The following is a 23,936-nucleotide window of genomic DNA, read 5'->3' as shown; positions in this document are numbered from 1 at the left end:
TATAGGTGTATCAGATTATGAATATAGGTTAATTCCAGTCTGGTATTTTAATTGGGTTGTTATTTCAAGGAAATGGAAGATTTATTATCTGGGACGATAACATGAAAATGAACGTATTAATAGTATTATTCTGTACCATTATTATGACGACAAATAGTCATGCAAATTGGTTATCTGTTAGCAGCAATAAAAGTTTTGGATTGCTTGGACATATACCTTATCAAGCCTCAATAGGTGCAAAGCTTTATCAACCAACTGTTTTTGATGCTAAAGGGGTGGCAATTCCAACTGTTGGGGCAATTGTTTACATACCGACAATATTTTGTGAAAAATCGATTAATCAAGCGTATTTTAGATTTGCAGATGAGGATGGCGATTCTTGCTTAACCGCAAACCATGATTTGAAATGGTATAAACTTAACCCTATTTCTGGTGAATTTGACAGTGTAAGGAGCTGGGATGAATTAGAGGCGATTGAAATAAATAATGACACACATCCAGGTCATATCCTGCCAAGTGGCTTTATTCCAGAAAGCCAATTCACAACCGGTTTAGTTATCCCAAAAGATGCCGCTGGTTATCGGATTGGATTTATCTACCAACCTATATCGAATTTTGGTGTACCTAATGAAGGTACACCAATTCGAGTGTGGGATCTTGGGTATTTTTTTGGCCAAGATGCACCTAGCAAACCTGGATTAGTAGAAACTCATTTTACAAGTCATAAGATAAAGCCGATTGACAATTTGTTAGCAAATGCCGGAGGAGTTGTATTTGATCCCCCAAGCAAACCAATGATTGAGGATGTGACGTTCAATGGATACTTTTTGGAAGGAACACAGATAGCTCTTGAGTATAACTTTATACCACCTAACAATGGTTTGGAACAAAAAAATTATGACGATTGGTCCAGAATTTGGTGGGGTAAAAAGGGCGAAACCTTGGCAATTGCAAAAGAGGAATATTTAAATGGCCCTGTTGATGCCTATTCCCCTGTTTTAACGCAAGAGAATATAGGAGCGATAAGTGAAGTGACGATTCTACCAATAGGTAAAAATATTGAAGACGGTTATGCTGTGACAGGTGATTTTCAAACATATGAAATCGAGGTACCACAAAAAATTGGAGAGTTTACCTTTGAAGCGGTTGACCCAAATTTAACGGCTATTGCCAACGGATTAGAATCGCTACCTTATATTGTGACACTCAAAGACACTCGAAGTAATCCAATGATTAATCAAAGGATAGAGTTTGTATCAAATTATCCAGAGGGACTCTCAGAACAATATATCGATACGGATAGTAATGGGGAGGGGAGGATATTAGTCAGCAGTAAATACACTGAAATAGAAGTATTTGCAATATCCCCTATGAATGACCAGATCCTTAAAAAAGTGTCGTTTATCGGTGCGTCCTTATTAGATATTCAATTACCAGAAGATACAGCTAAAATAAATGGTTCAATTGATATGACTATTGTGGTCAGAGATAAATTTAGACAAAGCATGCCCTATATGCCGGTTAGTATCAATACGATAAAATCAGTGAATAGACAAAACGTAGAGAGTTTTGTTAAATACCTTAGGTTTAATGGTAGGCCAGGATCTAGTGCTGCCCATTTCACAACAGATGAAAATGGAGTCTTGAAAATTACTATCACAGAGGCTTATACATTAGGCCGTGAGTCCACATTTCAAGTAAGCTCGCATAATGCGCTTAAAACTGATTCAGTAAAATTCACGGTCTTAACTAGTCCAGATTCTCAATATGCAAAAAATTGGGGGCATATGGCAGATAGGGTCACTGTGGATAATTTAGTATTTTTACGGCCAAAGTTATCAAAAGAATTCCCTGTTGAGACGAGTGATTCAATCGGCTTTGAGATCTGGGGCAAATATACTTTTCGAGAGGCTCAATTATTATGTGGCGATAAATTACCGACCCTATCACAACTGCAAACACTATATCATGCCTACCCAGACAGCCAGCTTAATACTCAATTGGGTTGGCCAATCATAAAATATGGTACTGGAAATTCTAATTTCTATTGGAGTCAAGACAAAACGGCTAATGAAGTAGGTTTTCAAGCACTAGAATTTGAAACAGGTGAAATACAAGGTCATTTGGAAAATGAAAAGCTCTATGTTACCTGCATGCAATGATAAGGCTTTATCGTGCAATGAAAGTAGTGAGTGTTAAGTCATCGTAGAGGACTGTATAAAAGCGTAGTACTTTAGTTTTGTTCATTACATACTAAGCAAACATTATTGGTAGTATTTAAAATTCTGTGTCAATCAGATGATATTCATCTTTTTTGATATTATCTGATTGATATCACGACTTCAATTCGCGGTGTTATCATCAGTAAAATTATATTTGCTAAAAGCTGTTACTAATCCCCCTAGATGCATTGTCATAAAATTGACATAAAAATGCCACCTATTCTTAATTAACTCGTAATCAAATTGTCATTTAATTCATTTAATATTTCATTTAGATAGATGATTTTTAATCTATTTATAGCAATTTTAAATGCGTTGTCGTGACTAAAATTATTTTAGTCAAACAGTGCTTTGATCTAAATGTCTATCTTATTACCTTAATAAATTAATCAAACCTACCATGGGTAGCATTAGGAGTCTTTGATGTCCGATGTCACATTAAGACAATACTGGATGAAGGTCTTATCAATGAGTGATTATGAAACGCTCACAAAATTATACGAAACCCTAGAGATTGATGTCGCTTATCAAGTGATTAGAGCGCCAGAAATTGGCCTTGTTCAATTGCAAGGGAAAATGGGAGGGGGGGGTAATCGATTTTATATCGGTGATGCCACAATGACCAGGGCCGTGATTCAGCTTAGTACTGGGCAATATGGATTTGGCTATGTCATAGGACGGGATAAACATCATGCTAAGCTTAATGCTCTGATTGATGCATTGATGCAAGAGACCTCTTATCAACCACAACTTTTAGAATCTGTCATCCATCCTTTAGAACGTGAATTGGAAAAAATAAAACTACAAAAACAGGCAGAAATTGAAACGAGTCGAGTTGACTTTTTCACGTTAGTTAGAGGGGAAGACGAATGACACTTTACACAGGATTTCACTCTCCTTGTTTAGACGCTCAAATAGGATTTAAACAAGTCTTAGATAGTTTAAGCCAACCGGGTAAAATTAATACCTATGAAAATTGGCATTTTAATTGGCCGACCTTAAATAATGCCAGTGTTGCTTGCCTTTTAGCCTTATGCGATCAAGATACTCCAGTCTTTATTGATAAAACACTCGCACTTAGCGATATCAGTCGCAGCGTTGCATTTCATACCCAAAGCAAACTAACAGAACAACTCTGTGATGCTCATTTTGCCTTTTTAGATGAATCGATTGATTTAGAATCTCTTGAGCAACTTAATATTGGAACCGATATTTCACCTGAAAGTTCCGCTTTTGTGATTATTCAAACTAAGCAATTACCTCAAGTGACAGATAATAATGACTCTACGCCTACTGATAAAGCTGTCTTAAAAGAACTTGGTCAAACAACATTACGATTAACTGGTCCAGGTATCCTAGGAAGTCGAATGATTACGACAGCCTTACCTGTTGATATATTGACTTATTTGGTCGAAGGCAGAAAAGCCTTTCCCAAAGGGGTTGATTTCATTTTGACACATCAAAATAGCATGTTAGGGATTGCTCGTACGACACAATTGGAGGTCATCTCATGTATGTAGCCGTAAAAGGAGGTGAACGTGCAATTCATTGTGCACATCGCTTACTTGCAAAAAAACGCAGGGGAGATACCACAGTTTCTTCTCTTAATGTCACTCAAATAAGTCAACAACTTAATTTAGCCGTTGACAGAGTCATGAACGAGGCCAGTCTTTATGATAGAGAACTCGCTGCCCTTGCGATAAAGCAATCTAGCGGCGATTTAGTCGAGGCGATATTCTTGTTAAGGGCTTACCGTACGACCTTAGCAAGGTTCATGATAGCCAATCCAATTGAGACTAATGAAATGGAAGTGAATCGTAGGATATCGGCGATTTATAAAGATATCCCTGGCGGGCAATTACTTGGGCCTACCTATGATTACACCCATAGATTACTTGATTTTGCACTGCTTGCTGAATCTGATGATGAGCAAATGCAACCATATGAAGATTCACGATTAGATGAAGCTTTAAAAGCTGCTGCTGAAAGATTATCTGAACGTACCTTGGCACAAAATGAAACCGAGATGGGTGCTCATTTGCCAAAGGTATCTACCTTATTAGCCAAAGAGCAATTAATCAAAGGTGAAATAGACGACAAACAAATCCCACCTGATGTGACTCGTGAGCCTGTCATGTATCCGTGCAACCGAGCATCACGATTACAACAATTAGTCAGAGGAGATGAGGGATTTTTGTTGGCATTAGGGTATTCGACTCAGCGAGGGTATGGGCGTAACCACCCTTTTGCAGGTGAAATTAGAACAGGCCAGGTTGAAATAACCATTGAACCTGAAGAGCTAGGCTTTCCAATTGTTATTGGTGAAATCACGGTAACAGAATGTGAAATGATAACCGGCTTTAAAGCAGAAGAAGATGAGCTACCTCATTTTACTCAAGGTTATGGATTGGTGTTTGGCGCGGCTGAACGTAAAGCCATGTCTATGGCGGTTGTAGATAGGGCATTGCAATCAGCTGAGTATCAAGAGCCTGTTTTAGGACCTGCGCAAGATGAAGAATTCGTGTTAGCACATGCTGATAATGTTGATGCAGCAGGTTTTCTATCACATCTGAAATTGCCTCACTATGTCGATTTTCAAGCGGAGCTATCATTAGTCCGTCAATTGCAAAAAGAGTACTTTGAAGCAAAGCAAAAGTAAAAAAACACTAGAAATACATTATCTGATTGCAAAATTGAAGAAGTGATTAACTAGACGCATTATTGAATAAAAAGGTCAGTCCTATGAAAGAAGAGACTTTAGCAGGCTATAATTTTGCTTATCTTGATGAGCAAACAAAACGTATGATAAGACGAGCAATTTTAAAAGCGGTTGCGATTCCTGGATATCAAGTGCCTTTTGCAGGCCGAGAAATGCCTATGCCTTATGGCTGGGGAACTGGCGGGATACAATTAACCGCAAGTATTATTGGACAAGACGATGTATTAAAAGTCATTGATCAAGGTGCTGATGATACAACTAATGCGGTTTCTATACGCCATTTTTTTGAGAAAGTCACGGGGGTTGAAACTACAACTAAGACCCAAGAGGCAACGCTTATCCAAACTCGTCACCGTATCCCTGAAGCTGAAATCAACGAAAACCAAACACTTGTCTATCAGGTGCCGATCCCTGAACCATTAAGATTTATCGAGCCAAGAGACATAGAAACTCGAAAAATGCATGCTCTAGAAGAGTATGGCGTGATGCAGGTCAAACTGTATGAAGATATTGCTCGCTTTGGGCATATTGCCACGACTTATGACTATCCTGTCAAAGTGAATGATAGGTATATCATGTCGCCTTCGCCCATCCCTAAATTTGATAATCCTAAAATGAATTATATGCCAGCATTGCAATTATTTGGTGCTGGTCGTGAAAAGCGTATCTACGCTGTACCACCTTATACAAAAGTAACCAGTTTAGATTTTGATGACTATCCTTTTGAACCTCAAAAATGGGATGAGCCTTGTGCAATTTGTTCAACATCTGGCACTTATCTTGATGAAGTCGTTATTGATGATGAAGGCACTCGAATGTATGTCTGTTCGGATACAGATTACTGTCAGTCAAAAGTCAATACGCAATGATGAAATAATCTTCATTAGATATTATTGAAAATATATTATAAAGAACAAGGCGATAAAATATGCAATCATCTAATTTAGCGACATCAACACAGGGTAATACTATTGAATTACCCACCAATCAACTACTGAATCCAGTTAATGCTGAGCAACCTTTGCTATGGGCGAAGAATTTAACCCAACTGTTTGCGCCTAACAAAGGATTTATGGAAATCGAGTGTGAAGTTTACCCAGGAGAAGTGCTAGGAATTGTCGGAGAGTCAGGTTCAGGCAAAACCACGCTTTTAAAAGCATTATCTGGGCGTTTGACGCCAGATTCTGGAGAAGTCTTGTATCGCAATGAAGATAATAATGCAGTTTCATTGTATGACATGAGCGAAAGTCAGAGACGAAAATTATTGAGAACTCAATGGGGAATCGTTCACCAACACCCATTAGATGGATTAAGACCCTATATCTCTGCTGGTGGAAATATTGGGGAAAGGTTAATGGCGATTGGTCAAAGGCATTATGGCGATATACGTACACAAGCAAAAAACTGGTTAGTAGAAGTCGAAATACCAGAAGATAGAATTGATGATTTACCCATTACGTTTTCAGGTGGGATGCAACAAAGACTGCAAATAGCAAGAAACCTAGTGATGAAACCGACTATTTTATTTATGGATGAGCCTACAGGTGGGTTAGATGTGTCTGTGCAAGCTAAATTGCTTGATCTATTAAGGCAGCTTGTTAGCAGCTTGTCGATTGCCGTTGTAATTGTGACCCATGATTTAGGCGTTGCTCGTCTTCTAGCAGATAGATTAATGGTGATGAAGCAAGGTCGTGTTGTTGAGACAGGGTTAACCGATAGGGTGCTTGACGATCCGAAACATCCATATACCCAGCTGTTAGTTTCTTCAATATTACAAAATTAATGCAAAACATGGTTAATCCTTTTAATAAGAGAATCAAATGAATATAGCGATAGAAGTCAAAAATGTAGGAAAAACATTTATTTTACATAACCAACAAAGTGCAAAAATCCCAGTGCTTGGCGGGATTAATCTATCGGTTAACTACGGTGAATGCGTTGTACTTGATGGGCATTCTGGAAGTGGGAAATCCACATTATTAAGATCGCTCTTTGCCAATTATCAACCTGATGAGGGTGAAATAATTATCCATCACCAAGGTATGCAAACCGAGCTTATTAGCGCATCTCCAAGAGCCATTATTGAACTGCGTAGAACAACAATAGGGTGGGTGAGTCAATTTTTAAGGGTCATCCCTCGTGTAAGCGCAATTGATATCGTGATGCAACCTTTACTTGAAATAGGGGCGGATATGCAGGTCGCTCGTGATAAGGCCGCTAACTTGCTGACTCAGTTAAATGTACCTGAACGTTTATGGTCACTTGCACCATCGACCTTCTCAGGAGGGGAGCAGCAGCGCGTTAATATCGCACGTGGCTTTATTGTGGATTATCCCATTTTATTACTTGATGAGCCTACTGCATCATTAGACAGCAAAAATGCTGAGGTAGTGATTAATTTAATCAACCAAGCCAAAGCTAGGGGAGCGGCGATAATTGGTATTTTTCATGATACTCAAACGCGCGATCAGGTAGCAACGCGTCTTTTTTCTATGCAAAAAAGCGCCCATTAATCCTCAGCATATTTTTGGAATAAAAGCATGATATTAACAAACGCACACATAATAATGAAAGATGAAGTCATTCATGGCACCGTTGTAATTGAACAAGATTTGATTAAATCGGTAGAAACAGGTAGGACTCATGTGAAGGACGCTATCGATTTAGAGGGAGCCTATTTAGCGCCGGGGCTCGTAGAGTTACACACCGATAATTTGGATAAATTTTTCGCTCCAAGACCTAAGGTTGATTGGCCTGCGTTTAGTGCAATGAGAAGTCATGACGCGTTGATTATTGCCAGTGGTATCACAACTGTACTAGATGCCATTTCCATTGGGGATGAACGTGATGGCGGGCATAGACTTAATAATTTAACGAAAATGCTTGATGTGATTAATTATACCCAAAGTATGAATCTTAATCGCGCTGAACACCGATTGCATTTACGCTGTGAGTTACCAAGTGAATTTACATTACCCTTATTTGAATACTTAATCGAAAAAGAAGATATTTCCTTAGTTTCACTTATGGATCACTCGCCAGGGCAGCGTCAATATACCTCAATTGAAAAATATAGAGAATATTTTCAAGGTAAATATCATTTTACAGATGAAAAAATGGCTGAGTATGAAATAGTGCAGTGTGCAAAAGCCCAAACCTATTCTCATACAAACAGACATACAATTGCTAATCTATGCAAAGAAGCTAATATTGCATTAGCAAGTCATGATGATGCGACGCGTGAGCATGTTTTAGAGTCAAAAGAGATAGGATGTTCGATTGCTGAGTTTCCAACCACATTAGAAGCGGCATTAGCTTCACAAGCGCGGGGTATTAAAGTGTTAATGGGGGCGCCTAATATCATTAGAGGGGGGTCTCATTCAGGTAATATCTCAGCGAGTTCTTTAGCATCACAGTCAGCATTAGATATTCTTTCCTCTGATTATTACCCACAAAGCTTACTAGAAGCTGCATATAAAGTGGCAAGTGATCCCACTAATTCATTTACTCTGCCTCAGGCAATTCAATTGGTTACCTATAATCCAGCTGCTTCTTTAGGGTTATTTGATAGAGGTGAAATCATTGAAGGTAAATTAGCTGATCTAGTTATGTTCAGACCACATCTACATCAAATAGAAAATACCTCTGAAGTGATGATTGAGCGTGTTTGGTGTAAAGGGAAACAGGTATTTTAATGGCTAAGCTTATCTATCTGATGGGAGCATCCGGCTCTGGTAAGGATACGTTGATCAATCATATAAAGCAGACAGAAATATCAGATAAAACGTCTTGTTTTCGATCTTTATTAGTTGCTCATCGATATATTACTCGCGCTTTCGAAAATAGCAATGAGAACCATGTCATGTTAACGGAAGCTGAGTTCATGTATCGAAAAGCATCTGGTTTATTTTGTATGGACTGGGAAGCTAATGGTCTGAGATATGGAATTGGGCAAGAAGTGAAAAGTTGGATAGAGAAAGGACATGACGTGGTTGTTAATGGTTCAAGAGCTTACTTACCAGAAGCAAAATCTATTTTTGGCCCAAATCTGGTGGCAATTTGTTTAGTTGTGCCTGAGCCTATATTGAAAAAGAGACTAATTGAACGTGGTAGAGAGTCTATAGATGAGATAGATGCAAGATTAGCAAGAGCGAAACATTATGCAGATACCTTACCTGCGTATACCCATTTTATCGAAAATGACAGCCATATTGAGTCTGCATTAAAAAAATTATATTCGCTCACTAAATTGATCGATTCACAAACAAAAGGGTGCAGAGATGCACTGGTCTAAATTGAGCTGGATTTTTTGTAATGAAAGAGGGTGATATGCAATTTATGTTTTTAGGAACTGGAAATGCTGCTGAAGTGCCCGTATTTGGATGCGAGTGCCAGGTATGCATTGAAGCTAAAGCTATGCAACCTGCAAGGCGAAAACCCTCTAGTGCTATGATTTCACAAAATCTAAAAAATCTTTTCTTAGATGCGAGTCTTCATGATTTGCACCATAGATATACATCAGATCAAATTAATGGATTTTTACTTACTCATTACCATATGGATCATGTACAAGGTTTGTTCCCTTTAAGGTGGGGAGCTGGGCATCCTATTTCTGTTTATGGGCCACCTGATGAGCTTGGCTGTGATGATTTGTATAAACATCCAGGGTTACTTCGATTTGAGAAACCTTTAGTGCCATTTGAATCTTATCAAATTCTTGGGATGGAGATCATGCCATTACCCCTGCAGCATTCAAAAGTGACGTTTGGATATCAAATTACTTCAGCCAGTACGGGACGCAGGTTAGTTTATTTAACAGATACTGCAGGTTTACCTACTTCAACAATGGATTATTTAAAAACAAATCGACCACATGTGATGATAATTGATTGTAACGATCCACCAAGGTCTAATCCTAGTCGTAATCATAATTGCTTGAATCAGGTCATTGAAATCGAACATAGTATTACCCCAACCTATACGTATTTAACGCATATTTCACATGAATTAGATGCGTGGATTAAATTAAATGGCCTGCCAAATGGCATACAAGCTGCCAGTGACGGATTGGTACTAACGATTTAGGATTAGGTTGATTGAATCGAATGTGATTAAAGCAAATCATAATATTATTGAAGTAGACGACTCATCTTGATGTGATGGCATCACGTTACTAACATCCATTTAGTGATTTTTCACTGCCCTAATTAAGTGAGGGTTGATTGTTTTTTAAATTTTAACGCATTGAATGTTTTATCGATTACTCCTTATATCCCTTTCCTTTAGAGAGGGGGGATGTCAATTCATTCTGGCATTGAACTTGCTTTGATAATTTTTCGGATTACGTATTGTGCTAATGAACATAGCGTTAAAAGCACATTAAAATGTAGGCTTTATTATATCGATACAATCTGTACAAATTGCATTGACCCCCATAGCTAATAGTTCTTTTGCTTTTGTTATATCATTAATAGTGTAGACAAGCGTAAATAAGTTTTTTGCTTTGAACAGAGCTAAGCGTTTTGGGGTGATCAGTTTGTAATTTAGATGGATAGAGTAGCACTCAAGTTCATTCACTAGATTAGACCAATCCGATCTAAAACGATGCATCAATAAGCCTCTTGGTAAGCTTGGAGCAACCTCTTTAGCCCCTCTTAATGCTTCTGGTGAAAAAGAGGATAGAAGTGGTGGCATTTTACTTTGCTTAAAGAGTGTTTCGGCTAAGCGAGCGACAATTCGGCCTGTTTTTTCCTCAAGACCTTTAGGTGGTTTAATTTCAATATTGACTTGTATATTCAACGATAAGCATAAATCAGCGACTTCAGATAACTGAGCAAGAGGTTCATTATTAAATTCAGACGAAAACCATCTTCCAGCATCTAATTTAGACAATTCATGCCAGGTGAAATTTATCGGTGTACCTTGTGAATTAGTTGTTCTATTGAGTGTATCATCATGTAATAAGAAGGGAATGTCATCTTTAGAAAGTGTGACATCGAACTCAATCATTGTATGGCCTAACTCATACCCTTTCTTTATAGCGGCGAGTGTATTTTCGGGCGCTAAATTACCCCCACCACGGTGAGCCACAATATTAGGGTAAGGCCAAGTAGATAAAGAACGCATTATTACTCCTATTGATAGTAATAAATGAAAGATTAAAATAGGTCAGTTCAAGCATCAGCTTAGCATTTTTTTGAGTGAATGAACTCATATATCATTAAAAAACTGCAATCATCTACAAGTCTATCTAATTATTATACGAATCCACGATATTTAATGGTAGGTGTTATTCCCATTATCATTCAGTGGGTGTTAAGCCATGCTAAAACCTGCATCTTAATTTTCCTTGAAAATAGATATGTCAAGCATTAGAAACCATTCAAAATTATATTTTTTTCTTTGAGAACGGAAAAAATCCATACGACTCATCATTTTTATCGGGATATTGTCGCTATTTTAGTTCATTATAGGATTAACTTCAGATTTTTCTTTTTAAATAATTTAGGTGGTATAATCACTCTATAAGTCTTTTTTTGTTAAATTTGGATATTATGATATCCGTTTGTTAGTATGGTCATTTAATAACATCAAAGCAACTTTACCTGTGATTAAAAACAAAGGATACACTCATGCGAGTATTACTTTTAGATGATATTGATGTTAGTAGAGCTTTAGCGCAGCATCTTCGCAAGCTACGTGAAGCAAAAAAGCTTTCACGCGAAGCATTAGCTGCGCGCAGTACAGTACCTGCGTCCACAATTAAAAAATTCGAACTCACAGGGAAAATTTCACTTCGCCAACTTTTGCTTCTTTGGCAATGTTTAGATGATTTAAACCGACTCTTTGCACTTACTCAACCTGAAAAATACACTGATCTTAATATACCAAAAACAATTGAAGATGTACTAGGTGATGAATTTTAAGCCTATTAGAAAATTGAGTGTTAATCGGAAACTTACTAATGGTCAAACAGTATTTGCTGGGACATTAGCTCAGAATCATACTGCCGTTTATTTTCAATATGACCAAATATATTTAGATCGTTATGGCAATTTATCACCATTTCTGTTAAAAGGCGATACGAGTTTACAGGTTGCACCTAAACTGCCACACTTCGGTTTGCATGGTGTCTATGCTGATAGTTTGCCTGATGATTGGGGATTGTCATTACAAGATAGGTTTTTTCGTCAGTGTGGCATTTTACCTACACAAGTTACAGCAATGGATCGACTTGCATTTGTGGGAGAACATGCAATCGGCGCACTCTCATTTTTACCTCAATCGCAATATCAGCCTAATCAGCTAGATACATACAATCTTGCAACATTAGGTTTGAGTGCTCAATCACTGTTTGATAGCCAATTTAGTCGTAATCTTGCATCAGAAAATGATTTGGTGGATATTTTAGGAATGCTTGTGAATGTAGGTACTTCAGGCGGAGCAAGGCCCAAAGCGCAAATTTATTTGAGACCAGAAGATTTAGAGCATTCAATTCCAAAAATGAGATCTACACAAAACAGAGTGTATCGAGTTATTCCTCAAAAAGATGATGAAGCTTGGATAATTAAATTTACTTCTCAAAACTTACCATTGGGTCATGAAGAAGGTTTATGTGAAGGAGTCTATTTGCAATTAGCAGATATTGCAAAATGCCGACCACAAACTTGGTCGCTTATCGAGGCACCTGAAAAAAGTGGTGCATTAGCATGGCTTGCCGTTAAACGTTTTGATTGTACTAACCAAAACAACGGTAGATTCCATCTTCACAGTGCATGTGGATTGCTCGATGCAGATTATCGCTCACCCAGTTTAGATTATGAAGATTTAATTAAATTGAGTAGGCAGCTATGTCAATCTGTTGAAGCTGGCAAATTACAATTCCGGAGAGCTATGTTTAATTTATTCGCCTCTAATCAAGATGATCACAGTAAAAACTGGAGTTTTCTACAAGATGATAACGGAAATTGGCATGTAGCCCCATTTTTTGATGTGACATTCAGTCCTCATCCATTTAATCAACATGCCACAGCGTTCTGTGGATATGGTAATACTCCCTCTTTAAAGTCAATTCAACAGCTTGCTGCAGTAGCAGGTATTGAATCTTGGAATGATGCTAGAATGATAATTACTGAAGTTGTTGAGGTGTTATCAGATTTTGCCAAAGTAGCAAAATCGTTAGACGTCAAAGCAAACACTATACGCTTGATACAAAATATCTTAGATATAAGAAGACGGGAAAATATAGCATTGTTGAAATAGATAATAATGTTTAGATAAGCGCCAATTTCTATACTTACTTAGCATTTTAAATTCGCACTTATCTTGTGGTTATTTTATTGGGTGAGATGACGTTATACGAAAATTTTAGCGTATAATGCAATTATTATTAATTTTACTTGCCAGGCGAACTAATCTCCTACAGCGGCTAACTGTTACTTTTAACTAATTAAGGTATCGCTTAAATGGATGCAACTTATCGTATCAAAATATCAACTCTACTATTTTATTTGCTAGTTGGATGCCTTTGTCTCTATCCAGTGACAACAATTGCTCAACCTAAAGAATGCCTTCATTCGCAAGAACAAATTGCGAGTTTTAAGGTGGATAAATTGGATGAAAAAGAGATTAAGCAATTAGAGATTGCTGGAAAAAATGGGGATATCAATGCATTGTTAACATTAGGGTATTATCAGCTTTCTTTTAACACGGATGATTATTTTTATTCAGCTGCAAAATATTTTAATCTAGCAGCAAAGCAAGGTGATAGTTCAGCATTAATAAAATTAGGGATGCTATTTGCACAAGATGATTATGAACAAAATACTGAAAAAGCGCTATATTATTTAGAATTAGCATCAAAAGCAGACTGCACTGATGCGTATTTAGAATTAGGTAATCTATACTCTGAAGAGGGAGTTTTTTTTAATGCTGAGAAAGCAGCATTTTATTTTAAAAAATTACTTCATTTTCAAAATGTAGACGCTGCATTAGGGTTGGCGGAACTTTATTTAATAACAGATGAAAATAACGCAGAGTCAAGGCTCAAAATTGCCTCCGATTACTTTAAATTAGCCGCTAAGTGGGGGGATATAGATACAAGACAATATGTTGCTATCCGATTTTATCATGGAACAAAATTACCAAATCATTACCAATCTGCTTTCGATATACTAGAGGCGGATGAGTTTAAAGAAGATAAAATTGCACTTTATTACCTTGGTAAACTCTATTTAGAACACTTAGGCAAAAATAATGACATCAAAAAAGGAATGGACGCTTTCGAAAAATCTGCTAAGTTAGGTGATCCAGATTCCGCAGGCACATTAGGATATATTTATTATGACGGTGACTATGGGCATGAACAGAATTATCAATTAGCCCATCATTATTTTGAACAGGCAGCAAAATTAGGGCATGTATCAGCGCTTGATTGGTTAGGTCACATGTATGAAGAAGGATTAGGAGTAGTAGCTGATGATGAAAAAGCTTTTTATTATTATCGTATTGCCGCTAATAAATTAAACGAAGAAGCGATAATGAGTGTCGCTAGATATTATAGCGATGTCGACTTTATTTTCCATGACTATTATCTTGCGAGAATCTATGGTGAAGAAGCATATTATCAATTTGACAATACCGACGCTGCTTTTTTATTAGCAGATGTCTACAAAAAAATGTCTGAGTTCGAAAGTGCAAAAGAGTGGTTAGAGATTGCTTGTGACATTGAGATTAGGCAAGAATGCCTTAAAAACACAAATAAACCTAATTCTAAGAAAAAATAAGTTATTAGATAAAATAACTAATGCATTTCCCAAATGCTAGCTGTAAAAGAAAGTCATATAATTACAAGGAGGACACGTGTCTAAACTTAAAAACCAAATCGTCAACCATGCTCAAATAACAGAAAAGTCTAAAGATAAATGGAATGAAGTGAATAAATTATGGCAAAAAATTGAAAAATCAGAAGCTAAATACCAGAATTACGAAAAGGATAAAAAGGCTTTTTATGAGCAAGTAAATGCTAAATTAGGCATGATTGAATACCAATATACCCAACTTGTAAAAGAAAGTATTTATGAGTTGCTTAAATTTATTCCATATAAATCATTAAATGAAGACCGTTTTGAAGTATTAAATACTTGGATAGACAAGCTATATGAACAAATTGCTAGCAATCCTTTTAATGTCGGTGAGAAAGTTATCACAGTAGAAGATGCTCAAGAAATACAGAATAAATATGTAAAAGAAAGATTTAAAAAGTTTAATAGTCATCTTGATATTGAATTTGATGATAGCGAGGATGAGTATTCTGAGTTCAATAATGCAATTACAATGTTTAAAGTCCTTATAGAAGAAATGTATGGTGAAGTACCTGAATTTACTAAAAGACAATGGTTAGCAATAATTTTAACACCAGACCGAGTTAATGATATTTTTAGTGATATGTTTTTTGAGGTTGATGAAGAGGTAGGCAATGAGAAAAATGAGAAAGGTACCTTTGATTTTACAGATGAGGATATCATACAAGCGAAAGAAGATGCATTTGCTTATGAAAATGAACCAGATATATTCGAGCAGTTTTTTACAGGATTTAATTCATTTGATAAATCAGGTCATGATAGTGAGGGCGACTCTGACGAGAATATTACTCCATCGCCAGAAGTGAAAGCAATGCTAAAAAATGAAGAAATCAATAAAATATATAGACAGCTTGCCCATAAATTTCATCCAGATAAAATTGCTGATGAGGAAAATAGACAACTATACTCAGATCTCATGCAAAAATTGACGGTAGCTAAAAAAAATAAAGATATCTACGTTATTATTGAAATGGCAATTGAATATTTGCCAGAATTTGATTTAGAGTTGTCAGATGAAACATACACGGCAATTATTTTGAGCCTTAAAAATAAATTAAGAGAAGTTGAAGAGCAAAATCGCAGACAGCAATATGATAATTCACATGAAGGGATTGTATGGCGTCGTTTTCGTCAGAAGAGTGATAAAAAAACAACCAAAGTATTAGACGATCATGTGAAATATATTGAAGGAAAAATGAAAAATATCCATGAGCTATTTTTTGAAGAAAAAATGACGATAAAAAAATTAAAGAAAGTGTTAGAACAGGTCAAAATAGAGCTTTTATATTATTGATAAGTTAAGCAGCAATGTTTTTTATCACGACATTACAAGGCTGATTTAAGCTTAGTAATGTCGTGATGTTAGTTTTATAGTGAAGTGTTAATTGGGTGTAACGTTAACAATTAAGCCTTCATTATACTCAATCCAATTGAGTTTGCGCTGTATTTCGCAGTTAGCGCCAATTGTAATAAGACCTGTATCACCTTGCATAGTAAATTCAGGCGCAGTACTTAATGTATCAAATTGCTGGCTTAACCGATTAGCATCAGCCCCCATAGCCCGTAAACGAATCAAAGAATAATCATTATTCATTGAGTCCATGGCTGATTGGTAACTTGGCGAATTGATATTGGCAAGTAGGGGAATTTCACTAAACTGAACGCCTTGCATTTCCATTCTATAATCAGGACCAAGGCTATTTTTGTTACTTCTTGAGCTTGCAAAAATACCAATGTTGGGTTTGCCTCCAGTAGCAGAGCTTATCATGGGTTTAACTAGGAGTAACTTTTCGGGTTCAGCTACAACATAAATAGCATCAATATTTGCTTGTTGTACCGGACCTGAAATATCTAAAGGATCACGTGAACCGCCCATAATTTTTAAATCATTAGTTTCATGCAATGTTCTTACTACTGCTGTTGTACCTGTGAGTTGTTGCCATTGCGAATTAAATGCATTGGCAATTCTATCGCCTAAGTTGCCATAAGGCACTAATAATAGCGCAGAACGTTTACCTTGATTGTACATGTGATTAGCTGCATCTTTTGCTTCATCTTCTGGTGAAAGTGCAAAATAACAAATATTTGGATTGCTTGATAATACTTCAGGAGCATTAAGGGCTAATATTTTTATTGGGCCAGTATATTGTTCAAGCTTTTCAACATCAGGTTTTAAAAGAGGACCAACCACAGTAGTAATACCTGCTTGCTCAGCTTCAATTAAAATAGCATTGATATCTTTTTGGTTGGTATCATACACGTTATAGTTTATATATTGTGTTGAGCCAGTTGTTATTTGAGGTGAGGGAGCTGCGCCAGTTAGCTCATCAATCACTGACATACCGGCGCTTACGGCCATCGATGTATTACCCGTACCACTTGCACTATTAGCATAGTCAAAACCATCTTGTATCGCCTCAGCAAAGGCTGTCACTTGCTTGCTTCCGCTTAGGGGTAATAGTAATGCTACTTTTGCATCAGAATTAACCTGATTAGTTGAGCTTATCCCACCTTCAAACCCTGCAGGCATTTGCCCTGGTGTTAAAAATTGAGAAGGGAAGTTAACTGTAGCAGGATTATGAGGGTGACGAATACGCCAATTTTCTATTGCTGTTTCCATCAGAGCTGTATTTTGACTATTGTCTCTATACGTTTCATAAATATTACGCAGCTCTAACCAACCTTGGATAATAAATTCATCACTTGTGATAATGATATTCTTGAGATCAGTTTGAGAGATATTAGCAGTGACACGCCAAGACTCATCAACGATCGCTTGCATTTGTTCTGATGGTGCAACTTGTGCTAGTGCAATATAAGCACGTAATGCATCTACATTTGCTTGTTGATTGAAACTTTTAACTTTAGCTCTGGCCAGTCTATATTGGTCATAGGGCAAAAGAGATGTTTTTTGAATACTTTCAATTAATGATTTAGCTTGAGCAAATTGCCCTTGGGCAATGGCAAGCTCAATATCAACAAGTTGTTTTTGGCTTGTTAAGTTTGGGGAAAGTTCAGGGTTTAACTCACTTAAAGTTGTTTTAGCTGCCGCAGGATTATTTTCCTGAATTAATGCAGCGCTTTTTTTCAATAAAAGCGCATCTTTCATCTCACCAGTTGCCACTGATAGTTCTGGATCGTAAGCAGTTGAGGCTTGCAAAGGACCATCACTCAACATAGGACTCGATGTAGATTGACAACCGACAATCACAAACGCGGTAAATAAAATAGTTAAAAGTGTATTGTTAACCTTTAAGTGTTTTTTGATAAATAAAAACATAATGAAAGTACCGTATGTAGTAAACTATGAATATTCGAATTAGATTATATGAGAGTATAGACTGTATTGAGTTGAAAATATACACCTCGAAAGAGGCTGATTTTAAAATAGCACTTATTTTTAATAGTTTAATTGATTTTATGCTATTTAAAAGGAAATAATGCAAATTTGAATAGATGAAATTGATTTATAATAAATCGATAAAGCGTTTATCTCATCGCTATAAATTGAATGATCAATTAATTAAGTATGGATATACTCAAAATAAGTATACTCAATATTAGAAGTGCTAACATAAGGAATTAAGATGCAAAATTCTCTAGAAAAAGAGCAACTAGACGCTAAGATAGGACAATTTTTTATTGTTCCCACGCCAATAGGAAATTTAGGCGATATGACTCAAAGAGCAATTGATACACTGAATTTTGTTGATTTAATTGCAGCTGAAGATACCAGACATACTGGAAAACTTCTTCAGCAGTTTATGATAAAAACGCCAATGATGGCGCTTCATGATCATAATGAACAACAAAAAGCGTCAGTTTTAATTGGTCAATTAAAACAAGGTGTGAATGTTGCTTTAGTTTCAGATGCAGGCACACCACTCATTAATGATCCGGGGTATCACATCGTTAAGCAATGCCATGAAGAAGGGATTCGTGTCGTTCCTTTACCTGGCGCTTGTGCTGCCATTACAGCCTTGTCAGGTGCAGGATTGCCATCTGATAAATTTTGTTATGAAGGGTTTTTACCCGCGAAATCAAAAGCAAGACAATCAGCATTGCTGGAAGTGAGCGAAGAAAGTAGAACGTTAATTTACTATGAGTCTCCTCATCGAATTTTAGAAACATTAGAAGATATGCAGGCTATTTTTGGCGCTGAGCGTTATATTGTGATTGCTAGAGAATTGACGAAAATTTGGGAAACTATTCATGGCGCGCCTGTTTGTGAGTTACTTGCTTGGATAAAAGCAGATGCGAATCGTCAAAGAGGAGAATTTGTTGTTTTAGTCGATGGGGCCAAGAAAAATGACACCGCTCAGGATAGTATATTTTCAAAAGAAGTGCTGCGTACACTGAATTTATTAATGAAGGAACTTCCACTCAAAAAAGCGGCTGCTTTGACGGCTGAAATTTATGATGTTAAAAAAAATGCACTTTATAAATGGGCTATTGATCAGCAAACAGAGAATTAATCATTTGTTAGCAAATAGTTATATATGACATAAGGCAAAATTCTATCAATGTAAAAAGCGGGCGTAAAGCGTATTATCAGTGAGATGTTGAGTTTAAACAAATATGCTATACTGGAAGCACCATTAGATGCTTTACAATTTCAAACATAATTAAGCTGGAATGTATACGGTAAACATTTTAATCTTAATCATTAGGCATATTTTAAATTTCTAAGAGCATTTATCATAATCAACATAACTTAAGGAGTGCAATATGGCACCAAGTATCCCACAATTGCTGATTATTATTTTAATCATTGCACTTTTATTTGGCACTAAACGACTGAGATCATTAGGAAGCGATCTGGGTGCTGCTATCAAAGGGTTTAAAAAATCAATTAAAGATGAGGATAAATCCGACGCACCAGCTCAAAATGAGGATCACAATATTACTATAGCTAAAAAAGAAGAGAACTCACAAGACAATCCAAGTAATCAGTCTAATAGGGATAAACATTAATATAATCGCTGTGGTTGAAATAGGGTGTAAAAGATAATGTTTGATATTGGATTTAGTGAAATTGCACTTGTTTTAGTATTAGGACTCATTGTGCTTGGACCTCAAAAATTACCCATTGCGATTAGAACAGTGGCAAAGTGGGTAAAAGTATTAAGAGAACTCAGCAGTGGAGTTCAACATACCCTTGCACAAGAGCTTAAAATCAATGAGCTTCAAGGAGAAATTCAGAAATTAAGTGAGTCCACTCGCGCTGCATTAAAAACAGAGTCAACAGAAGTCATGCAAAATGAAATCAATGCCCTTAAACTGACTTTAGCGAGCTTGCAACAACAACTTAATAATTCAAATCAATCAACTCATTCAGTTGAAGCGAATAATAATAGGGATGTTCAATCTGATAACCAAACACAATTGAATTATTTAGATGGTGTTTTGATTGTTGAGGATGATGAAGCCGATGAGGATTTTTTGCATTATAATTATGAAACTGATCCTATTTTTCTTAAACAAAACCGCCATCCCCCAAGAGAGAGTCAAATTGATGCTTCAGCAGACCATACATTAGATTCTTCAATACATGAAGATTTAAAACTAGATTCATTAGCTAATGAATCTAAAGATACTGCTGAACATTCAAATATTGATAGTAAACTTGACCTTAACTCAAAGAGTGACAAATCTTTATGAGTGTGAATGATACTAAAAATAATGAGTCTCACGATCAAGCTGAAAGTGGTTTCTTATCACATCTAGTTGCCCTTCGCGCATGCCTAGTCAGATCTTTTTGTGCGATTATGGTTGTATTCTTGGTGCTTATCTATTTTTCAAATAATATCTACCATATTGTCGCAAGCCCCTTAATTGAGAAGTTACCAGAGGGAACAAGCTTTCAAGCCATCAGTATTGCGTCGCCTTGGCTTGCTCCTATTAAACTTACCTTCATGGTCTCTTTGTTTATCGCGATGCCTTATGTACTGTATCAAATTTGGTCATTTGTTGCGCCAGCATTATATCGCCATGAACGTAAAAGGGTTTTACCTTTATTAATCAGTAGCGTTGGATTATTTTACTTGGGCGTCATGTTTGCCTATTTTGTTCTATTCCCTTTGATTTTTTCATTCTTTACTCAAACCGCGCCACAAGATGTCCTCGTTGCGCCAGATATTAATCAATATTTATCTTTTGTATTAACGCTATTTTTTTCATTTGGTTTGGCTTTTCAAATCCCAATTGCCACGTTATTATTATGCTTGACTGGGATTGTCACCATTGAAAGTTTGAAATCTAAACGGCCTTACATCTTTGTAGGGGCTTTTGTTATCGGTATGTTTTTAACCCCACCTGATATTTTTTCTCAAACCTTATTAGCGATACCTATGTATCTATTATTTGAGATATCTTTGCTATTTGCGCGTTTTTATATCAAAGAAAAACCTGAAGTTGATGAAATCGGATAATTTAGGTCATTACCTAATTCCCAAAATTAAAAATATAATTAGTGATTTAACGTAATCCATAAGAGAGAATAATATGAATATGAGCCAATTTCCCGCTAAACGTATGAGAAGAATGCGTTATCATGATTTTAGTCGTCGATTAATGGCTGAAAATCAATTAACAGTTAATGATTTAATTTATCCGGTATTTGTGATTGAAGGGCAGGGTATTAGCCAACCTATTACCTCTATGCCTGGTATTTGTAGAATGAGTATTGATTTATTAGTTAAAGAAGCAGAAGTGCTTGCTAAATTAGGAATTCCTGTTATTGCGTTATTTCCAGTGATTGAAGCAGATAAAAAAAGTTTACTTGCTGAAGAATCTTATAACAGCGATGGTTTAGTTCAACGTGCCGTGCGTGCGATTAAAACGGCTGTTCCTTCTCTTGGTATTATCACTGATGTTGCGCTTGACCCATACACTGTTCATGGTCAAGATGGGATTATTAATGAAGATGGGTATGTTGTAAATGATATCACAACGGAAGTACTTGTGCGCCAAGCGTTATCCCATGCCGCAGCGGGAGCTGATATTGTTGCCCCTAGTGATATGATGGACGGTCGTATCGGTATTATCCGTCAATGGCTAGAACAACAACAATTTGTTAATACCCAGATCATGGCTTACTCTGCAAAGTATGCCTCAAGTTACTATGGCCCTTTTAGAGATGCAATTGGCTCGAGCGGTAATTTAAAAGGTGGTAATAAAAAAACGTACCAAATGGATCCCGCTAATAGCGATGAAGCAATGCATGAAATCGCGCTTGATATACAAGAAGGCGCAGATATGGTCATGGTTAAACCAGGTATGCCTTATTTAGATGTTGTGAGACGCTGCAAAGAGACTTTTAAGGTTCCTACTTTCGCATATCAAGTATCTGGTGAATACGCTATGCATAAAGCTGCTTTTGCACAGGGTTGGTTAGATGAACAGTCTGTTGTATTGGAATCACTGCTCTGTTTTAAACGTGCTGGTGCAGACGGAATTTTGACCTATTTTGCTAAAGATGTCGCAACATGGCTGAATAATCCGTTAACTAAATAAAATTGTAATCATGACTTCAAGATGATAATTATTGGGTATTTCGCTGGATGTTGGCAAAATAAGACCGTATAGTTTGGCAAAGTACCTACTTGTCTAGACATGGATGTAATTTAATGAGAGTGCACAATGAATTTTATTACTAGACAAACACAACAAATTATTGATAAAACACTTGATAACCATATTTGTTTAGCAGTAACAGGGTTAAGCCGAAGTGGTAAAACCGCTTTTATTACAAGCCTGGTACATCAATTAATTTATGCGACTCAAAGCCAGCAATTGCCGTTGCTTTCGGTTTATGCTGATGGTAGGTTACTTGGTGTTAAAAAAGCAGCACAATCAAAATTAACCGTCCCACCTTTTGCTTTTGACGAAGCAATGTCAAATTTATATGCTGATGACCCCAAATGGCCAGTTTCTACTCGTGGAGTAAGTGAGATTAACTTGGTCCTAAAATACCAAGTTAAAACAGGCATGACACGTTTTATTAAGCAAACTGGAACACTAAAGTTACAAATTATCGATTACCCTGGCGAATGGTTGCTTGACTTGCCTATGCTTTCACAAACCTACCAGAGCTGGTCAGAAACATTTTTCACTCATCATCAAACAACGTTGCATCAAGTTAATTACAAGCCATGGTTAGATAAGTTGAGTAAAGTGAATTTACTTGATCCTATGAGTGATGAAGAAGTTGCATTATTAGCCAAAGAGTATACCGATCTTTTGTATGAAGCAAAAAAACAAGGGGGATATTTTATCCAACCCGGTCGTTTTGTGTTACCAGGAGAGTATCAAGATGCGCCTGTTTTAGCTTTCTTTCCTTGGCCAATTCATCAAAATGCGATTAATGAAAGTGATTGGCTCTCTCCGCCTAAAGAAAGTCTACTCCATAAGCTTCAAACACGTTATAAAGAGTATTGCCATTCAATTATCAAACCTTTTTATGAAAACTATTTTTCAAAATTTGATAGGCAAGTTGTGCTAATAGATTGTTTACAAGCTTTAAATCAAGGTCAGAAGGCTTTTAATTCTCTAGAGTTTTCTTTGACTCAAATTTTAGATAGTTTTCACTATGGAAAGCGCCATATTCTGCGTCGATTATTTTCACCTTGTATTGATAAACTTTTATTTGCAGCCACTAAAGCTGATCATATTACTAGCTGTCAACAACCTAATTTACTTAAGTTACTTAATTCACTCGTCAAAGACGCAAAATCAAATATTGGATTTTCTGGTATTGATATAGACAGTAAAGTTATCGCTTCTATTAGAGCAACAATCCAAGGAAAGTTAACTAAGGGCTCCCACATTACGCCTGTCATAAAGGGCTATGATACTGAGTCTAACCAGAGTGTTACTCTCTTTCCTGGAGATGTTCCCCCATACTGCCCTAATGGTGAATTTTGGCAATCTCAACAATTCAACTTTGTGCAATTTGCACCACCAAAACTTGAGAAACATGATTATCTCCCTCATATCCGATTAGATAGTGCTATTGAATATTTATTAGGTGATAAGCTGAAATAATTAAAGAAATAGCTGTTACAAGGGTTTTAAAACACGCCTTAGAAGTGCAAAATTAATGTTCAATAACCTTGATGAGTTAGGGCTGAT

General features: G+C 36.6%; 22 protein-coding genes. 20 read left to right on the top strand and 2 right to left on the bottom strand.

The features are described from left to right. Nucleotides 1-101 precede the first annotated feature (101 nt). The 10 genes from BMW37_RS05180 to phnP all read left to right on the top strand — a co-directional run bounded on the left by BMW37_RS05180 (nucleotide 102) and on the right by phnP (nucleotide 10,026). Entirely contained in the window at nucleotides 102-2,162 is a 2,061-nt protein-coding gene (locus tag BMW37_RS05180; RefSeq protein ID WP_093318352.1) for an adhesion domain-containing protein, read from the top strand. 483 nt (nucleotides 2,163-2,645) lie between these two features. Beyond that, entirely contained in the window at nucleotides 2,646-3,095 is a 450-nt protein-coding gene (gene phnG, locus BMW37_RS05175; RefSeq protein ID WP_218139461.1) for a phosphonate C-P lyase system protein PhnG, read from the top strand. Further along, the gene (gene phnH, locus BMW37_RS05170) at nucleotides 3,092-3,742 is read left to right on the top strand and encodes a phosphonate C-P lyase system protein PhnH (protein ID WP_093318348.1); all 651 of its coding nucleotides are present in this window, start codon (nucleotides 3,092-3,094) and stop codon (nucleotides 3,740-3,742) included. Before phnG ends, phnH begins: the two co-directional genes overlap by 4 nt. Further along, nucleotides 3,733-4,881, top strand: coding sequence for a carbon-phosphorus lyase complex subunit (locus tag BMW37_RS05165; protein ID WP_093318347.1), 1,149 nt, complete (start codon nucleotides 3,733-3,735; stop codon nucleotides 4,879-4,881). Before phnH ends, BMW37_RS05165 begins: the two co-directional genes overlap by 10 nt. Nucleotides 4,882-4,964: 83 nt before the next feature. Then, nucleotides 4,965-5,810, top strand: a complete 846-nt coding sequence (locus BMW37_RS05160) for an alpha-D-ribose 1-methylphosphonate 5-phosphate C-P-lyase PhnJ (RefSeq protein ID WP_093318345.1) — start codon at nucleotides 4,965-4,967, stop codon at nucleotides 5,808-5,810. Between the two features lie 59 nt (nucleotides 5,811-5,869). Continuing rightward, a complete protein-coding gene (gene phnK / locus BMW37_RS05155; RefSeq protein ID WP_093318344.1) occupies nucleotides 5,870-6,724 on the top strand; it encodes a phosphonate C-P lyase system protein PhnK in 855 nt (284 codons plus the stop codon). Nucleotides 6,725-6,761: 37 nt separating this feature from the next. Next, nucleotides 6,762-7,454 (top strand): phosphonate C-P lyase system protein PhnL, encoded by a 693-nt coding sequence (gene phnL / locus BMW37_RS05150; protein WP_093318342.1) that lies wholly within the window; start codon nucleotides 6,762-6,764, stop codon nucleotides 7,452-7,454. Between the two features lie 27 nt (nucleotides 7,455-7,481). Continuing rightward, the gene (gene phnM / locus BMW37_RS05145; protein ID WP_093318341.1) at nucleotides 7,482-8,636 is read left to right on the top strand and encodes an alpha-D-ribose 1-methylphosphonate 5-triphosphate diphosphatase; all 1,155 of its coding nucleotides are present in this window, start codon (nucleotides 7,482-7,484) and stop codon (nucleotides 8,634-8,636) included. Beyond that, a complete protein-coding gene (phnN, locus tag BMW37_RS05140; RefSeq protein WP_093318339.1) occupies nucleotides 8,636-9,235 on the top strand; it encodes a ribose 1,5-bisphosphokinase in 600 nt (199 codons plus the stop codon). Before phnM ends, phnN begins: the two co-directional genes overlap by 1 nt. A 35-nt stretch (nucleotides 9,236-9,270) precedes the next feature. Next, nucleotides 9,271-10,026: a phosphonate metabolism protein PhnP gene (gene phnP / locus BMW37_RS05135; protein ID WP_093318412.1), complete on the top strand. Its 756-nt coding sequence runs from the start codon at nucleotides 9,271-9,273 to the stop codon at nucleotides 10,024-10,026. A gap of 294 nt (nucleotides 10,027-10,320) precedes the next feature. Here phnP and ugpQ read toward each other — a convergent pair whose 3' ends face one another. Continuing rightward, nucleotides 10,321-11,067: a glycerophosphodiester phosphodiesterase gene (ugpQ, locus tag BMW37_RS05130; protein ID WP_093318337.1), complete on the bottom strand. Its 747-nt coding sequence runs from the start codon at nucleotides 11,065-11,067 to the stop codon at nucleotides 10,321-10,323. A gap of 506 nt (nucleotides 11,068-11,573) precedes the next feature. On the opposite strand from ugpQ, the gene BMW37_RS05125 reads away from it, so the two are divergent. The 4 genes from BMW37_RS05125 to BMW37_RS05110 all read left to right on the top strand — a co-directional run bounded on the left by BMW37_RS05125 (nucleotide 11,574) and on the right by BMW37_RS05110 (nucleotide 16,098). After that, on the top strand, nucleotides 11,574-11,867 hold the full coding sequence (locus BMW37_RS05125; protein ID WP_093318334.1) for a helix-turn-helix domain-containing protein: 294 nt from the start codon (nucleotides 11,574-11,576) through the stop codon (nucleotides 11,865-11,867). After that, nucleotides 11,857-13,203 carry a type II toxin-antitoxin system HipA family toxin gene (locus BMW37_RS05120; RefSeq protein ID WP_093318329.1) on the top strand — a complete coding sequence of 449 codons (1,347 nt, stop codon included), beginning with the start codon at nucleotides 11,857-11,859 and terminating at the stop codon, nucleotides 13,201-13,203. The genes BMW37_RS05125 and BMW37_RS05120 overlap by 11 nt, the downstream gene beginning before the upstream one ends. Nucleotides 13,204-13,406: 203 nt before the next feature. Further along, the gene (locus BMW37_RS05115) at nucleotides 13,407-14,726 is read left to right on the top strand and encodes a tetratricopeptide repeat protein (RefSeq protein ID WP_093318328.1); all 1,320 of its coding nucleotides are present in this window, start codon (nucleotides 13,407-13,409) and stop codon (nucleotides 14,724-14,726) included. 76 nt (nucleotides 14,727-14,802) lie between these two features. After that, a complete protein-coding gene (locus tag BMW37_RS05110) occupies nucleotides 14,803-16,098 on the top strand; it encodes a J domain-containing protein (RefSeq protein WP_093318326.1) in 1,296 nt (431 codons plus the stop codon). Nucleotides 16,099-16,185: 87 nt separating this feature from the next. Here BMW37_RS05110 and BMW37_RS05105 read toward each other — a convergent pair whose 3' ends face one another. Further along, nucleotides 16,186-18,084 carry a penicillin-binding protein activator gene (locus BMW37_RS05105; protein ID WP_093318324.1) on the bottom strand — a complete coding sequence of 633 codons (1,899 nt, stop codon included), beginning with the start codon at nucleotides 18,082-18,084 and terminating at the stop codon, nucleotides 16,186-16,188. Between the two features lie 307 nt (nucleotides 18,085-18,391). Between BMW37_RS05105 and rsmI the strand changes: the two genes are divergently transcribed. From rsmI to BMW37_RS05075, 6 genes are all read left to right on the top strand, one after another. Further along, entirely contained in the window at nucleotides 18,392-19,279 is an 888-nt protein-coding gene (rsmI, locus tag BMW37_RS05100) for a 16S rRNA (cytidine(1402)-2'-O)-methyltransferase (protein ID WP_093318322.1), read from the top strand. Nucleotides 19,280-19,532: 253 nt separating this feature from the next. Beyond that, a complete protein-coding gene (gene tatA, locus BMW37_RS05095) occupies nucleotides 19,533-19,778 on the top strand; it encodes a twin-arginine translocase TatA/TatE family subunit (RefSeq protein ID WP_093318320.1) in 246 nt (81 codons plus the stop codon). A 36-nt stretch (nucleotides 19,779-19,814) separates the two neighbouring features. After that, on the top strand, nucleotides 19,815-20,465 hold the full coding sequence (gene tatB / locus BMW37_RS05090) for a Sec-independent protein translocase protein TatB (protein WP_093318319.1): 651 nt from the start codon (nucleotides 19,815-19,817) through the stop codon (nucleotides 20,463-20,465). After that, entirely contained in the window at nucleotides 20,462-21,235 is a 774-nt protein-coding gene (tatC, locus tag BMW37_RS05085) for a twin-arginine translocase subunit TatC (RefSeq protein ID WP_093318317.1), read from the top strand. Before tatB ends, tatC begins: the two co-directional genes overlap by 4 nt. A 73-nt stretch (nucleotides 21,236-21,308) precedes the next feature. Continuing rightward, nucleotides 21,309-22,319 (top strand): porphobilinogen synthase, encoded by a 1,011-nt coding sequence (gene hemB / locus BMW37_RS05080; RefSeq protein WP_093318316.1) that lies wholly within the window; start codon nucleotides 21,309-21,311, stop codon nucleotides 22,317-22,319. A gap of 126 nt (nucleotides 22,320-22,445) precedes the next feature. Beyond that, on the top strand, nucleotides 22,446-23,849 hold the full coding sequence (locus BMW37_RS05075) for a YcjX family GTP-binding protein (protein ID WP_093318314.1): 1,404 nt from the start codon (nucleotides 22,446-22,448) through the stop codon (nucleotides 23,847-23,849). Nucleotides 23,850-23,936: the final 87 nt, after the last annotated feature.

The sequence above is a fragment of the Thorsellia anophelis DSM 18579 genome (assembly GCF_900111395.1).
Taxonomy (GTDB): domain Bacteria; phylum Pseudomonadota; class Gammaproteobacteria; order Enterobacterales; family Thorselliaceae; genus Thorsellia; species Thorsellia anophelis.
The sequence above is the reverse complement of the archived record's forward strand: the minus strand, read 5'-3'. Positions and strand labels throughout refer to the sequence as shown.